Source organism: Arthrobacter sp. SAFR-044, assembly GCF_059414985.1.
Genome location: NZ_JBPFDN010000001.1, coordinates 289,959 through 303,719 on the forward strand (window position 1 = coordinate 289,959; position 13,761 = coordinate 303,719).

Here is a 13,761-nt window from a genome sequence, read left to right on the forward strand (position 1 = left end):
GCATCCGAGGGGTGATCGGACGACTCGGTGAACTCTGGCAGCACACCCCGCTTGCCTTCTGGCTGGTCCTGGCGGCCTGCCTCTACTTTGCGGTGATGGCGGTCCGGCTGACCGTCATTGACGTCCGGCACCACCTCCTGCCCAACCGGATCGTCTTTCCGTCCTACGCGGTGGCCGGGGTCCTCCTCCTGGCGGCGGCCGCCGTCGCCTGGGCCAGCCCACTTCCGGCCGGTGACGGCAACGGGATCCTGGCAGCTCCTGCCCTCCGCGTGGTGGCCGGGGCCGGGATCCTGTGGCTGTTCTACTTCATCCTCCGGTTCGTCTATCCGCCGGGCATGGGGTTCGGCGACGTCAAACTCGCGGGAGTGCTCGGCATGTACCTTGGGTACCTCAGCTGGGGGCACCTGTTCGCGGGCACCTTCCTGGCCTTCCTGCTGGGCGGGCTGTGGTCCCTGGCCCTCCTTGCCGCCCGGCGGGGAACCTTGAAATCATCCATCCCCTTCGGGCCGTTCATGCTCGCCGGGGCCGCGGCCGCCATGCTGCTTCCCGCCTGAGCCGCGGGGTGTTCGGCTTGGGCGTTGGATAAGGTGGCCCTATGCCTGCACCCGAATACGTCCTGAAGCTGCGCAAGAAAATCGGCAACGACCCCCTCTGGGTTCCCGGCGTACGGGGCGTGGTGGTGGATGACTCGGGCCGGATCCTGCTGGCCCAGCGGGCGGACAACCGCCAGTGGGCGCTTGTCAGCGGCATGCTGGACCCCGGGGAGCAGCCGGCCCGCGGCCTGATTCGTGAGATCTTCGAGGAAACGGCAGTCGTGGCCGAGGCCGAGCGCGTGGTGTCCGTGGGCACGGTAGGTCCGGTCACGTATCCCAACGGCGACGTCTGCGAATTCCTGGACGTGGTGTTCCTATGCCGCTACGTGTCCGGCGAAGCCAGGGTCAATGACGACGAATCCCTGGCCGTCGGCTGGTTCACCCTTGACTGCCTTCCCGACCTGATGCCCGGGCACCTCACCAGCATCCGGCAGGCGCTGGCCCCCTCCGCAGCCGTCCACTTCGAGCCGTAGCGGCCGAAGCGAGGGAGGCTTAAACGAAACAGGGGCGCCGCAACCCCCAAGATTGCGGCGACCCTGTTGGTCTCTTCCGTCCGGGCCGTCAACGGCCCTGGGAAACCAGTTCGCCGTCGTCGTCCTTCACCACGTCCCCCTCACGCCCAGCGTCCGCGGCGCCGGCAGCGGTGCCAGGAAGCCCGGCGGCGAGCCGCTCGGCTTCCTCGCCGCCTACTGCCTCCCCGCGCGCCACCATACCCGCGGTGTCCGACAATGGGATCTGCTTCAGCGTGAGGGCCAGGAGCAGCGCAACGGCGATGAAGGGGAGCAGGTACCAGAACACCGGGGCCAGGGAATCGGCGTACGCGTTCACGATGGCGTCCCGCAGCTGTTCCGGGAGCTGGCTCAGGGCCTGCGGGTCCAGTGTGCGGGTTGACTGGCCCGCCTGCTCGGCGGAGGCTCCCGCTCCCGTGAATGCCTTTGTGAGGGCTTCGGACAGCCGCGTGGTGAAGATCGAGCCGAACACAGCCACGCCCATCGCGGCACCCACCTCGCGGAAGTAGTTGTTGGTGCTGGTGGCGGTGCCGATCTGGTCCGCCGGGACCGAGTTCTGGACCACCAGGACCACCACCTGCATGATCAGGCCCAGGCCTGCGCCGAACACGAACAGTTGGAGGCAGATGACCCAGATGGGGGTGCTGGCGGCGAGCGTGGTCATCCAGAGCATGGCCGCCATGGTGAAGACGGCGCCCAGGATGGGGAACATCTTGTATTTTCCGGTCTTGGAGATCCGGATGCCTGAGTAGATGGAGGTGCCCATGAGGCCGGCCATCATGGGAAGCATCAGCAGACCGGATTCGGCAGCGGAGGTACCGGAGGACATCTGCAGGAACGTGGGCACGAAGGCAATGGCGGAGAACATGCCCAGGCCCAGCGTGAACCCAATGGCAGTGGCATTGATGAAGATCCGGTTCCGGAACAGGCTGAGCGGGATGATGGGGTCCTCGGCGCGGCGCTCCACCATCACGAAAGCGGCCGCAGAAACCAGCAGGCCCGCACCAAAGGCCCAAGTGAGGGGGGAGTCCCAGCCCTCGTCCTTCTTGCCGCCGAAGTCGGTGAAGAAGATCAGACAGGTGGTTGCGGCGGAGAGCAGGATGACGCCGAGGACATCGATCCGCTTTTCGGCCTTTTTGTTCGGCAGGGTGAGGGCAAACCAGGCAATGGCGAAGGCGGCGATCCCGACCGGGATGTTGATGTAGAACGCCCACTCCCAGCTGAGGTGGTCCACGAAGAAGCCGCCCAGCAGCGGGCCGGCCACGGCGGAGAGGCCGAAGATGGCACCAAGCGGGCCCATGTACTTGCCGCGCTCCTTGGCGGGAACGATGTCGGCGATGATCGCCTGGGAGAGGATCATGAGACCGCCGCCGCCCAGGCCCTGGATGGCGCGGAAGATGACGAAGCCCCAGAAATCGCTGGCCAACGCGCAGCCCACCGACGCCACAGTGAAGAGTGCGATGGCTACCAGGAACAGGTTGCGCCGGCCCAGGATGTCACCGAACTTGCCGTAGATGGGCATGACGATGGTGGTGGCCAGCAGGTAGGCGGTGGTGATCCAGGCCTGGTGCTCCACCCCGCCGAGCTTGCCCACGATGGTGGGCATGGCCGTGGAGACGATGGTCTGGTCCAGGCTGGACAGGAGCATTCCGGCGATCAGCGCGGAAAAGATGATCCAGATGCGTTTTTGCGTCAACAGCAGCCGCCCAGCCGGCGCCTTGGTGGTGGCGGTACTCATGATTGTCCTTTTGCGGCGGTGGTGTCAGGGAGGTCGAACGGTTGTGAAAACAGGACGCTGGCGGCGGAGATGTTCTCCAGCAGCAGGTCCGGGTAGCTGCGGGTATTGCCGTCAGAGAAGTAGGCCATGCTGCTTTTGCGCGCGATAGTGCTGAGCAGGACAACGGCCATCTGCACCACTGGGTGGTCCGGCGCCACGCCTTCACGCCTGGCGACGTCCCGGGCGAACTGGGCTTCGCGCTGTTCCGTGACCCCGATGATTTTCAGGATGAGCTGCGGTTCCTTTTTGACGACCCCGATCAGCTGCCGGGTTTCTTCCTCGGACTCCGTCATTCCTTCGGCCAGGCGCAGGGAGAGCCGGACCAGGTCGCTGAACAGGGTGGGCGAAATTTCGCCGGCGCGGGAGCCGGCGGCACCGGCCACGAATTCCTCGATGACATCGGCCGGAACGTCGTCCTCGGCGTGGCCGATGATGGCGTCTTCCTTGGTGGGGAAGTAGTTGAAGAAGGTCCGGCGCGAAATCCCGGCCGCTTCGCAGACTTCCTCCACGGTGTAGCCGTTGAGGCCCTTTTCGGAGGTAAGGGCGCGCGCGGCGGAGGTGATGGCGCTCCGGGTGGCCGTCCGCTTGCGCTCGCGCAGGCCGTCAGAAGTTGCACTATCAGTCACAAAGTAAAGTTTTGTACTCTTTCTAAAAGAGTGCAACTTAGGCCAGGCCCCTCGCGGTTGCTTAAAGTACGACGGCGGCCGCCCGCCTCCGTTGGGAAGGTGGGCGGCCGCCGTCGGGCGCTGAGTGCTTTTACGCCTTGTGTGCCGGGGCCGTCATGGTGGTGACATCCAGTGCCTTGTCGAGGTCGGCCTCGGAAACCTTGCCCTCGCCTTCGCCGACAAAGCCGAGCTTCTCGGTGGCCTGGCGGATGGTCAGGCCCTCCTTGACGGCGGTCTTGGCGATCTTGGCGGCGTTCTCGTAGCCGATGTACTTGTTCAGCGGCGTCACGATCGAGGGGGAGGCTTCGGCCAGGAAGCGGGCGCGCTCCACGTTGGCGGTGATGCCGTCGATCATCTTGTCCGCCATGACGCGGCTGGTGTTGGCCAGCAGGCGGATGGACTCGAGCAGGTTGGCGGCCATGACCGGGATGCCGACGTTGAGCTCGAAGGCGCCGTTGGTGCCGGACCAGGCGATGGCGGTGTCGTTGCCGATGACCTGGGCGGCCACCATGATGGAGGCCTCGCAGATCACCGGGTTGACCTTGCCGGGCATGATCGAGGAGCCGGGCTGCAGGTCCGGGAGGGCGATTTCGCCCAGGCCCGTGTTGGGGCCGGAGCCCATCCAGCGGAGATCGTTGTTGATCTTCATGAAGGAGATGGCGATGTTGCGCAGCTGGCTGGAGGCTTCGATCAGGCCGTCGCGGTTGGCCTGGGCCTCGAAGTGGTCGCGGGCCTCGGTCAGCGGCAGGCCGGTGTCCGTGGCGAGCAGCTCGATGACGCGCTCGGGGAAACCGGCGGGTGTGTTGATGCCGGTGCCCACGGCGGTGCCGCCAAGGGGAACCTCTGCAACCCGGGGGAGCGAGGCGTTGATGCGCTCGATGCCGTAGCGGACCTGCGCAGCGTAGCCGCCGAACTCCTGGCCCAGGGTCACCGGGGTGGCGTCCATGAGGTGGGTGCGGCCCGACTTGACGACGTCCTTGAACTCAACAGCCTTGCGCTCCAGCGACTCTGCCAGGTAGCCCAGGGCGGGGATGAGGTCGTTGATCAGCGCGGAGGTGGCGGCAACGTGGACGGACGTGGGGAACACGTCGTTCGAGGACTGCGATGCGTTGACATGGTCGTTGGGGTGGACCACCTTGTCGCTGCCCGCAGCCTTCAGCGCGCGCGTCGCCAGCTCGGCCAGGACCTCGTTGGTGTTCATGTTCGAGGACGTGCCGGAACCGGTCTGGAAAACGTCGATGGGGAAGTCGCCGTCGTACTTGCCGGTGGCCACCTCATCGGCTGCGCCTGCAATCGCCTTGGCCAGCTCGCCGTCGAGCACGCCCAGTTCTGCGTTGGCCTGGGCAGCGGCCTTCTTGACCCGGGCCAGCGCCTCGATGTGGGTGCGCTCCAGGGTCTTGCCGGAGATGGGGAAATTCTCTACTGCCCGCTGCGTCTGCGCGCGGTACAGTGCGTTCACGGGGACGCGGACTTCGCCCATCGTGTCATGTTCAATGCGGAACTCTTCAGTGGAAGTCATGGGGCTAGCTTATGGCGATCCGGCGCCCCATCGAAAACCGTTAAGGAAGCGTTGCCGGCGGTCCGCGGGACCGCCGGCGTACGGCCCCTACAGCTCGCCGATTCCTGAAACAAGGTCGGCACGGCCCTCTGCCAGCCGGTATGAGAGGCCGATGACGGCCGTGCGGCCGTCCTCGATTGCGGCGGAAATCACACGCGAGCTGTCCGCGAGGCGCTGGGACATCTGCTTGACGTTCTCCACCACCATGTCGTTGACCTCGGTCTGGTTGTTCCGCAGGGACGTCAGGACCGAGGGCGTAATGCGTTCCACGAGGTCGCGGATGAAGCCGGCGGGCATTTCACCCGTCTCAACTGCGTCCCTGGTGGCCGTTACGGCACCGCAGCTGTCGTGCCCAAGCACCACGATCAGCGGCACCTCCAGCACGGCGACGCTGTATTCCAGCGAGCCCAGGACGGCGTCGTCAATCACCTGCCCGGCAGTGCGGACCACGAAGACGTCGCCGAGGCCGACGTCGAAGATAATTTCAGCAGCCAGGCGGGAATCCGAGCAGCCAAAGATCACCGCGAAGGGATTCTGAGTGTCCACCAGCGACGAACGCCGCGAAGCGTTCTGGTTGGGGTGGGAGGACTCGCCGTTTACGAAACGTTCGTTGCCTTCGCGCAGGCGGCGCCAGGCCAGTGCAGGGGTCAGGTTAGTCGTCACGGCCCCACCTTACGGGGTGGGAGCGGCCGACGGTGAAACCGTGACGGCCGGATTGCTCTCGAGGGAGCCCACGACGGCGGCCGCCAGGGTTGCGAATTCGTCCAGTTGCGCCGTGCCGGAGAGGATAACTGTACTGCCGCGGTAGTTCAGGACCATCGACTTTTCACCCTTGCCGGTGTCCCGCAGTTCCCATTCCTGGCCCCCGGCGTTCCGGGAGCCGGTAACGGGGGCGTTCTTGGTCTGCTGGAGCAGCCAGGTGGGGTTGGCCTGCGTGGTCTGCACCAAAGCGATGAACGACGTCTTGGGGGTCACGTAGCCAACCTCCCAGGTTGGCACCCCGCTGCCCGTTCCTGCTTCCCACCGGGCGTAATTTGCCCGGAAGGCGTTGCCGGGGTCCGGTGCCACGGGTGTGAATCCTGCCACATCCGCCGCGTTCCGGGCCACGGACGCAACATCGATGTCCGGCCGGTAGCCCTCGCTCTTCGGCTGCGGATTCATCAGGACAACGGGCAGGAATGCTGCGATGCTGAGCACCAGGGCAATGATCATGCCGATCACTGAAGCATTGGCACGCTTGGCGGCGGCCGCCGGAATGACGGGCTTGACCGGGGTGCCGGCACTGCTGCCCGCGGCGCCGGGGCGGCCGTCGGGCTGGGCCTGGCCGGAGCTGGGACTGGTGGCTTCCTGCATGTCATTCACCCCTCTATAGTCGCCCATCCCGGAGCCGGACTTCTATTCGGGCCGCTGCACAGGCCGCCGCCTGGCGCAATGCACATTTCGGGGTTGCGTCACGGGCCACCCCCAGCGCGGCGCCACGACTATGATCGGTATCAGAGGAATCACCGTTCTGCTGCACCGGCGGGCGGGTTCAATGATCGCCACTCGAAGAAGAGGTTCACGTGTCACCAGCGTCCATGACCCAGAAGTACTCCACGATTTCGCCGTCCCTTGCGGTGGGCCACGACGAACCGGACCGCAACCTTGCCCTTGAACTTGTCCGCGTCACCGAAGCCGCGGCCATTGCCGGCGGCCACTGGGTTGGCTTCGGTGACAAGAACACCGCCGACGGCGCTGCCGTCGACGCCATGCGTTCCTTCCTGCAGACCGTGCACTTCAACGGCGTCGTGGTGATCGGCGAGGGCGAGAAGGACGAAGCGCCCATGCTGTTCAACGGTGAGCGTGTTGGCGACGGCACCGGCCCCGAGGTGGACGTCGCCGTCGACCCGATCGATGGAACCCGGCTGACCGCCCTGGGCATCAACAACGCACTGGCAGTGCTGGCTGTTGCCGAGCGTGGCTCCATGTTCGATCCCTCCGCCGTGTTCTACATGGAGAAGCTCGTCACCGGCCCCGAGGCCGCAGACATGGTGGACCTCCGCCTGCCGGTCAAGCAGAACCTGCACCTGATCGCCAAGGCCAAGGGCGTGAAGGTCAACCAGCTCAACGTCATGATCCTTGACCGCGACCGCCACCGCCCGCTGGTGGAGGAGATCCGCGAAGCCGGCGCCCGCACCAAATTCATCATGGACGGTGACGTCGCCGGTGCCATCGCCGCGGCCCGCTCCGGCACGGGCGTGGACGCGCTCATGGGTATCGGCGGCACTCCCGAGGGCATCGTGGCGGCCTGTGCCATCAAGTCCCTGGGCGGCGTCATCCAGGGCCGCCTGTGGCCCACCAGTGATGAAGAGAAGCAGAAGGCCATCGACGCCGGGCACGACCTCGAGCGGGTGCTTTCCACCAACGACCTCGTCTCCAGCGACAACTGCTACTTCGCTGCCACCGGCATCACGGACGGCGACCTGCTCAAGGGCGTGCGCTACTCCAAGGACAAGGTGCTGACCCAGTCCATCGTGATGCGTTCCAAGTCCGGCACCATCCGCTTCGTGGACGGGGAGCACCAGGCCAGCAAGTGGGAAGGCTACGCCCGCAAGAACTGACCCGCGGCCCCCGCTGACTGAAAGCCCCTGGCGCACCACGCGCCGGGGGCTTTGGCGTTAAGCCTTGGTATAGGGTTTAAGCCATGATTCCTGCTGTTGTGCCCTGTACTGACCGCGCCCTTTGGGACGAGCACGTTGACCGGTTCGAGGGGCATCCGCAACAGCTGTGGGGCTGGGGCGAGACCAAGGCCGCGCACGGCTGGTCCGTTGACAGGGTCCTGGTCAAGGAGGGGGATGAAACCATCGGCTGCGCCCAGCTCCTGGTCCGTCGGCTTCCCGTCCCCTTCCGCGCCCTGGTCTACGTTCCCCGGGGTCCCATGTGCTCAGTGGAGAACGCATCGGCGGTCCTGAACCGGTTGGCAGAGCACGCAGCCCTCCGCCACCGCGGCGTGGCCCTCAGCATCGAACCGGACTGGGACCGGGACTCCGCCTTTGCCGGCGCCGTGGCCGCGGCAGGCTTCCGCGAGTCCACCAACACCGTCCTCATCCCGCGCACGCTCATCCTGGACCTCGGCCGCTCCGACGACGAGCTGATGGCCGAGATGTCCAAGTCCACGCGGGCGAACATCCGCAAGGCGATGCGGAGCGACGTTGAATTCCGCAAGGTCAAGAACGAGTCAGAGCTGGAGCAGGTGCTGGCCATCTACCACCAGACCGCCGAGCGGGCGGGCTTTGGCATCCACGAGGACCAGTACTACAGGGACATCTTCCGGAACCTCGGTGATTCCTCGCCGATCATCGCCGCGTTCGACGGCGAGCAGATGCTTGCGTTCACCTGGCTTTCGCGCAGCGGTGCCACTGCTTTCGAGCTCTACGGCGGCGTTTCCGCCGAGGGCCAGAAGCAGCGTGTGAACTACGGCGTGAAATGGGCGGCACTTCAGGCCATGCGGGAAGACGGCTGCAGCCGGTACGACTTCAACGGCCTCCTGAACGACGGCATTTCCGACTTCAAGAAGCAGTTCGCCAAGCACGAAAACATGCTCCTGGGGACGTGGGAGAGGCCGCTCTCGCCGTTCTACCCGGCCTACGCGAAGGCGATGCCCCTGGCGCGCAAGGGCCTCCAGCAGGCGCGTCTGCTGTTGAAAGGCGCAGCCGGGCGGGTCCGCCCGCTTGTCCGGAAGCTGCGGCCGGGCAACTAGCCGCGGCAACCAACCCGGTCAACGCCGAAGGGCGGCGGCGGCACCAGTCCGGGTGCCGCCGTCGCCCTTTTTGTTGCTTAGTGGCGCCCGGGGTTAGAGTCCGGTGGTCACGGCGAAGGCCAGTGCGGGCCCGGTGCTGCCGGCCACGCGGTGGACGTTGACGGGGGCTTCGGCGGCGGCGATGAACGCGCTGCCGCCCTGCGCGAGTTCCAGGTCGCCCTTGGGGGAGTCGAGGTACACGGAACCGGCTACCACGATCACTACAGCCGCCCCGGCCTGCGCCAGCGGAACCGGGCCGGAGTCCGGGCCCAGCTCGATGCGCTGCAGCTGGAACTCCCGGAACGGCGGACGGAACAGTTCCTGGTCCATCACCGTCTTTTCGGCGTCCACCATGGGCACGGCCACCGGGTGGAAGTCGATGGTGGCCAGGAGCTCCGGGACGTCCACGTGCTTGGGTGTCAGGCCGCCGCGCAGGACGTTGTCCGAGGACGCCATGACCTCAACGCCCAGCCCATGCAGGTAGGCGTGCACATTTCCGGCGGGAAGGTAGACAGCCTGGCCCGGCTTCAGGGAAATCCTGTTCAGCAGCAGCGAAATCAGGACGCCGGGATCGCCGGGGTACTTCTCGTTGAGGCTGATGACCGTGCCCAGCTCGGCCTGGTAGGGCTCAAGCGGTGCCCCGGACAGGAGGGCTTCCACCACCAGGGCGGTGTCCTCTGCCACACCCTGTCCGCCGGTGATCAGCCGCCCAAAGGCCTGGCGCAGTCCTTCACTTTCATCGGCGGCGGCAAGATCGTCGATCAGGGCCTGGACCAGCTTTGGGGACTGGCCGTCCGCGGGGAAGGCATCCGCAACGTGCTGCAGGATCTTCCGGGTCTCGGCCGCCGGCCGGAATCCGCACAATGCCTCAAACGGCGTGAGCGCGAAGATCATCTCGGGCTTGTGGTTGTCATCCTTGTAGTTCCGGTTCGGCGCATGGGCATCCAGTCCGGCTTCGTTTTCCCGCGCGAACCCCTCCCTGGCCTGTTCCAGGCTTGGGTGGACCTGGAGGGACAGCGGTTGCGCGGCGGCAAGGATCTTGGCCAGGAACGGCAGCCGGGGGCCAAAAGCGGCGACGGATTCTGCGCCCAGGAAGTGGTCTGGATCGGAGGAGACCAGGGAGTCGAGCGGCCTGCGCGTCCCGTCCTCCGGCAGGTGCGCCACCGACGGTGAGTCAGGATGCGCGCCAATCCAGAGTTCGGCCTCCGGGCGCCCGGATTCGGCGCGGCCCAGCAGCGAGGCGATGGCCGTCGTCGAACCCCAGGCGTAGTCCCGCAGGACGTTGTCAATCTCGTACAAAGCCGTTCCGTTCCTTGATGGGTGGGCGCTGATGGGTGCTCGCTAGAGCGGGGCGCACTGTCCGTTGGTGGCCACGAGCTGGCGGATGGCCTCTTCGTTGCCCTCCAGCTTGAGCTGGGTCAGCATCTCTTCGGTGATCGGCTCGCCGTCGGGCGTGGTGGTCACCGGCGTGAAGTCCGACGGCGAAGGCTGCTGTGCCGCGTTGCCCGCGGCGGGCAGGGTGGCGGGGACAGCCCCGGCCGCCTGGACGTGTCCGGCGCCTGCCTGCGGAACTGCCGTGCCGTCGTCGGGAATTCCTGCCGACTGTGCGCCCTTGGCGGACGCGGACGCCAGCAGCTGGTCCACCCGCTCGTGGATCTGGTCGAAGTCAGGGTTCGTGGAGAACGACGCGTCAAAGTCCGGCGGCCCGATGGTCAGCCGTTTGACGTCCTTGCCCCTTGCCTTGATGGCGAGGTCCAGGAAACTGCCCAGCTGGGCGGAGGAGATGTTGGACTCCACCACCTTGGTCCCGGCGCCGGCGATGTCCTCGAACTTGGACAGCAGGGTGGCGGGGTCAAGCTGTTTGAGCATTGCCTGCTGCACACACTGCTGGCGCTGGATGCGGGAGTAGTCATCCACGTATTCGCGCGACCGCCCGTACCAGAGGGCCTGCGCGCCGTTGAGCGTCTGGTCCCCGGCCGGAATCCACCCGAGCGGCATTCCGTGGGTCTTGGTTGCCTCGTCAAAATAGCCGCTCATGGGAACCCAGCCGCCGGCCTTGATCCGGATGCCGCCCATGGCGTCGATCAGGGTGGAGAATCCCTCCATGTCAACGAGCACATACGCCTGGATTTTCATGCCCAGCGTTCCGGAAACTGCTTCCATGGTTGCCTGTGCGCCCGGGTCTGCCACGCCTGGATAGAGGTCCGCGTGCTCGTTGGTGACCTCGGTGTTGATGGCGTTGATCAGGCACTCGTCGCCACAGTCGTAGCCGTCGGGATAGAGGGCCCGCATGGGGGAGCCTTCGCTGAACTGCGCGTTCTGGAAGTTCCTGGGGACCGAAATGATGGCGGTCTGGCCCGTCTGGGCGTCCACGCTCAGGATGGACAGGCTGTCCGGGCGGCGTCCCGTGCGGTCATCGCCGGCGTCGCCGCCCATCATGAGGAAGTTGTAGCGCCCGTCAACCGGCTCTATGGCGGGACCGGACGAGAAGATGTTGCCGATGGCATTGCGGCCCACGTTCAGCAAGTAGGCGGCATACCCCACGGAGCCGCTGCCCAAAACCAGCGCCACCACCAGGGCAATGCCGACGGCGGGACGGGCCCGCGGTGCGAGCAGGACAGGGCGGATGAGGCGCAGGGTATTGAGGAACAGCAAAGCCCAGCCGAGGGCCAGCGCAGCCAGAACGACCACCAGCAGCAGCGAGGTGACCGGGCTGGTGACGATGTTGATGACCAGGCTGCGGTCGACCAGCAGCATGACCGCTGCCAGCAGCAGGACCGCCCATACGCAAAGCGTTACGCGCAGGGCGGTCCGTCCCAGCTTCCGGTCGCCTGCCACGAGTTGGGCGCTGCCCGGTACCAGGAGGGTCAGCAAGACCAGGACGAAGGCGCGCTTGGTCCTGACCGCGGGAGAAGCGCTGACGGGATAGCGGACCGGGTCCGTCAGCGACGGACCGGAGCCGGTATTGAGCACGCTGCTGCTGCTGGCCATGCCCGGCGCCCTAACGGCTGCCCCGAAGAGCGCTGGAGCCGCCCGGGAAGACTTCGCTTACCTTCTGCCGCAGGTTCGCGCCCTTGCGGGCGGCGACAGCGTTCAGGTCCGCGGCGAAGTCGAGGAGATCGGCGCGAAGGGAAGCGGCAAGTTCATCAGTGCCTGATGCCAGCATCCGCACGGCCAGGAGCCCTGCGTTCCGGGCGCCTGCGATGGAGACTGTTGCCACCGGAACGCCTGCCGGCATCTGGACGATGGAGAGCAGGGAGTCCATCCCGTCGAGGGTTTTCAGGGGAACGGGAACCCCGATCACCGGCAGGGGCGTGACGCTGGCGAGCATGCCCGGCAGGTGGGCCGCGCCGCCGGCACCGGCGATGATGACCCGCAGCCCGCGCTCGTGCGCGGTCTGGCCGTACTTGATCATCTCGGTAGGCATCCGGTGGGCCGAGACGACGTCCGCTTCAAAGGGGATGCCGAACTCAGCCAGGGCGTCCGCCGCAGCCTCCATGACCGGCCAGTCCGAGTCGGAGCCCATGACCAGGCCCACCAGCGGACTGGCGCCGGAACCTGCTGCTGGGGTGGCTTCGGCGCTCATGCGTTCTCCTCGAAAATTGCGGAAGGTTCTTCGGTGGTAACCCGCCCGTCGCGGATGATGCCCGCCACGGCTGTGGCCCGGCGCCGGACGGAGTCCACCTCGGCCGTGGAAGTGCCCATCAGGTTGACGTGGCCGATCTTGCGCCCCGGCCGCACGGACTTGCCGTAGCAGTGGACCTTGGCAGCAGGCTCGGCGGCCAGCGCCATGGGGTAGGCGGTGTATAGGTCCTGGTTGTCCCCGCCCAGGAAGTTCTTCATCACCGTGACGGGCGCCAGTGCATCGGTGGCGCCGAGGGGCAGGTTCAGGACCGCGCGGAGGTGTTGTTCGAATTGGCTGGTGATGGAACCGTCCTGGGTCCAGTGGCCGGTGTTGTGTGGCCGCATGGCCAGTTCGTTGATCAGGAAGCCGGCCCCCGAACCCGGGGTTTCGAACAGTTCCACGGCAAGGACGCCGGTGACGTCAAGCTCGGCGGCGATGCGCAACGCTGCGTCCTCAGCGGCGGCAGCAACTTCCAGCGGGATATCCAGCGCGGGTGCGATCACCTCGTCGCAAACACCGTCCACCTGGATGGTGTGGACCACTGGCCAGGCACGGGCCTCACCGTCGGGGGTGCGGGCCACCAGCGCCGAGAGTTCGCGGGTGAACTCGACCTTGGCCTCGGCCAGCAGGGGACTCATGGCGGCAAACCAGTCGGCGGCCTCCGCAGCTTCTTCAGCTGAGGCCACGATCCGGACGCCCTTGCCGTCATAGCCGCCCCGGGGGGTCTTCAATACCACGGGCCAGCCTGTTTCGTCGCCGAAGCGGACCAGCGCGTCAACGTCCGCCACGGACGCCCACGCAGGGTTGGGCAGTTCCAGCCGGTCGATGGCGGCACGCATGACCAGTTTGTCCTGGGCGTGGACCAGGGCGTCCGGTCCGGGCTGGACGTTGACTCCGGCATCCTGCAGGGCGCGGAGGTGGGCCGTCGGCACATGCTCATGGTCGAACGTCATCACATCCAGGCCCTCGGCGAAGTCCAGGAGTGTCTGCAGGTCCTTGTAATCGCCCACCGGAGTGGCGGGTACGGCCGACACTGCGGAAACGTCCTCACCCTCGGCGAGGACCCGGAGTTCAAAGCCGAGTGCTGTAGCGGCAGGGGCCATCATTCGCGCGAGCTGGCCGCCGCCAACCACGCCTATCACTGGGAAAGTCACATGTGCCAGCCTACCGAAGACGGGGCCAATCCTGCTTTTACGGCCCGGCGGGGGAACGGGATTTTCAACAGGACGGTCAAACGCCACCTGCTTCTGCGGGGC

Annotated in this window: 13 protein-coding genes; 4 read left to right on the forward strand and 9 right to left on the reverse strand. The window is 66.4% G+C overall.

What is annotated here, in order from left to right:
• Nucleotides 1-11 precede the first annotated feature (11 nt).
• Together ACR65J_RS01290 and ACR65J_RS01295 are read left to right on the forward strand one after the other, a co-directional pair.
• Complete coding sequence (locus ACR65J_RS01290) at nucleotides 12-554, forward strand: prepilin peptidase (protein WP_440165375.1); 543 nt, start codon at nucleotides 12-14, stop codon at nucleotides 552-554.
• Between the two features lie 41 nt (nucleotides 555-595).
• Nucleotides 596-1,066, forward strand: a complete 471-nt coding sequence (locus ACR65J_RS01295; protein ID WP_440165378.1) for an NUDIX hydrolase — start codon at nucleotides 596-598, stop codon at nucleotides 1,064-1,066.
• 88 nt (nucleotides 1,067-1,154) lie between these two features.
• Here the strand turns inward: ACR65J_RS01295 and ACR65J_RS01300 are convergent, their stop codons facing one another.
• The 5 genes from ACR65J_RS01300 to ACR65J_RS01320 all read right to left on the reverse strand — a co-directional run bounded on the left by ACR65J_RS01300 (nucleotide 1,155) and on the right by ACR65J_RS01320 (nucleotide 6,455).
• Nucleotides 1,155-2,840 (reverse strand): MDR family MFS transporter, encoded by a 1,686-nt coding sequence (locus ACR65J_RS01300; protein ID WP_440165380.1) that lies wholly within the window; start codon nucleotides 2,838-2,840, stop codon nucleotides 1,155-1,157.
• Entirely contained in the window at nucleotides 2,837-3,505 is a 669-nt protein-coding gene (locus ACR65J_RS01305) for a TetR/AcrR family transcriptional regulator (RefSeq protein WP_440165382.1), read from the reverse strand. The genes ACR65J_RS01300 and ACR65J_RS01305 overlap by 4 nt, the downstream gene beginning before the upstream one ends.
• 130 nt (nucleotides 3,506-3,635) lie before the next feature.
• The gene (locus ACR65J_RS01310; protein WP_440165384.1) at nucleotides 3,636-5,063 is read right to left on the reverse strand and encodes a class II fumarate hydratase; all 1,428 of its coding nucleotides are present in this window, start codon (nucleotides 5,061-5,063) and stop codon (nucleotides 3,636-3,638) included.
• 87 nt (nucleotides 5,064-5,150) lie between these two features.
• Nucleotides 5,151-5,765, reverse strand: a complete 615-nt coding sequence (locus tag ACR65J_RS01315) for a carbonic anhydrase (protein ID WP_440165386.1) — start codon at nucleotides 5,763-5,765, stop codon at nucleotides 5,151-5,153.
• A gap of 9 nt (nucleotides 5,766-5,774) precedes the next feature.
• Nucleotides 5,775-6,455, reverse strand: coding sequence for a DUF4245 domain-containing protein (locus ACR65J_RS01320; RefSeq protein ID WP_440165835.1), 681 nt, complete (start codon nucleotides 6,453-6,455; stop codon nucleotides 5,775-5,777).
• A gap of 224 nt (nucleotides 6,456-6,679) precedes the next feature.
• On the opposite strand from ACR65J_RS01320, the gene glpX reads away from it, so the two are divergent.
• A complete protein-coding gene (glpX, locus tag ACR65J_RS01325; protein WP_210411426.1) occupies nucleotides 6,680-7,702 on the forward strand; it encodes a class II fructose-bisphosphatase in 1,023 nt (340 codons plus the stop codon).
• Between the two features lie 83 nt (nucleotides 7,703-7,785).
• The gene (locus ACR65J_RS01330; RefSeq protein WP_440165387.1) at nucleotides 7,786-8,841 is read left to right on the forward strand and encodes a lipid II:glycine glycyltransferase FemX; all 1,056 of its coding nucleotides are present in this window, start codon (nucleotides 7,786-7,788) and stop codon (nucleotides 8,839-8,841) included.
• A gap of 93 nt (nucleotides 8,842-8,934) precedes the next feature.
• Here the strand turns inward: ACR65J_RS01330 and manA are convergent, their stop codons facing one another.
• Genes manA through ACR65J_RS01350 form a run of 4 tightly spaced genes read right to left on the reverse strand, consistent with a single transcriptional unit; the run spans nucleotide 8,935 to nucleotide 13,611 of the window.
• The gene (gene manA, locus ACR65J_RS01335) at nucleotides 8,935-10,179 is read right to left on the reverse strand and encodes a mannose-6-phosphate isomerase, class I (protein WP_440165388.1); all 1,245 of its coding nucleotides are present in this window, start codon (nucleotides 10,177-10,179) and stop codon (nucleotides 8,935-8,937) included.
• A gap of 42 nt (nucleotides 10,180-10,221) precedes the next feature.
• Nucleotides 10,222-11,871, reverse strand: a complete 1,650-nt coding sequence (locus ACR65J_RS01340) for an LCP family protein (RefSeq protein WP_440165390.1) — start codon at nucleotides 11,869-11,871, stop codon at nucleotides 10,222-10,224.
• A gap of 10 nt (nucleotides 11,872-11,881) precedes the next feature.
• Complete coding sequence (gene purE, locus ACR65J_RS01345; protein WP_440165392.1) at nucleotides 11,882-12,466, reverse strand: 5-(carboxyamino)imidazole ribonucleotide mutase; 585 nt, start codon at nucleotides 12,464-12,466, stop codon at nucleotides 11,882-11,884.
• Nucleotides 12,463-13,611: a 5-(carboxyamino)imidazole ribonucleotide synthase gene (locus ACR65J_RS01350; RefSeq protein WP_440165838.1), complete on the reverse strand. Its 1,149-nt coding sequence runs from the start codon at nucleotides 13,609-13,611 to the stop codon at nucleotides 12,463-12,465. Before ACR65J_RS01350 ends, purE begins: the two co-directional genes overlap by 4 nt.
• Nucleotides 13,612-13,761 lie beyond the last annotated feature (150 nt).

Excerpts from the sequence above, each read along its gene's own strand:
- ACR65J_RS01295 (WP_440165378.1), top strand. The coding sequence starts at position 596 with ATGCCTGCACCCGAATACGTCCTGAAGCTGCGCAAGAAAATCGGCAAC.
- ACR65J_RS01300 (WP_440165380.1), bottom strand. The coding sequence starts at position 2,840 with ATGAGTACCGCCACCACCAAGGCGCCGGCTGGGCGGCTGCTGTTGACG.
- ACR65J_RS01310 (WP_440165384.1), bottom strand. The coding sequence starts at position 5,063 with ATGACTTCCACTGAAGAGTTCCGCATTGAACATGACACGATGGGCGAA.
- ACR65J_RS01320 (WP_440165835.1), bottom strand. The coding sequence starts at position 6,455 with ATGCAGGAAGCCACCAGTCCCAGCTCCGGCCAGGCCCAGCCCGACGGC.
- glpX (WP_210411426.1), top strand. The coding sequence starts at position 6,680 with ATGACCCAGAAGTACTCCACGATTTCGCCGTCCCTTGCGGTGGGCCAC.
- ACR65J_RS01330 (WP_440165387.1), top strand. The coding sequence starts at position 7,786 with ATGATTCCTGCTGTTGTGCCCTGTACTGACCGCGCCCTTTGGGACGAG.
- ACR65J_RS01340 (WP_440165390.1), bottom strand. The coding sequence starts at position 11,871 with ATGGCCAGCAGCAGCAGCGTGCTCAATACCGGCTCCGGTCCGTCGCTG.
- purE (WP_440165392.1), bottom strand. The coding sequence starts at position 12,466 with ATGAGCGCCGAAGCCACCCCAGCAGCAGGTTCCGGCGCCAGTCCGCTG.
- ACR65J_RS01350 (WP_440165838.1), bottom strand. The coding sequence starts at position 13,611 with ATGATGGCCCCTGCCGCTACAGCACTCGGCTTTGAACTCCGGGTCCTC.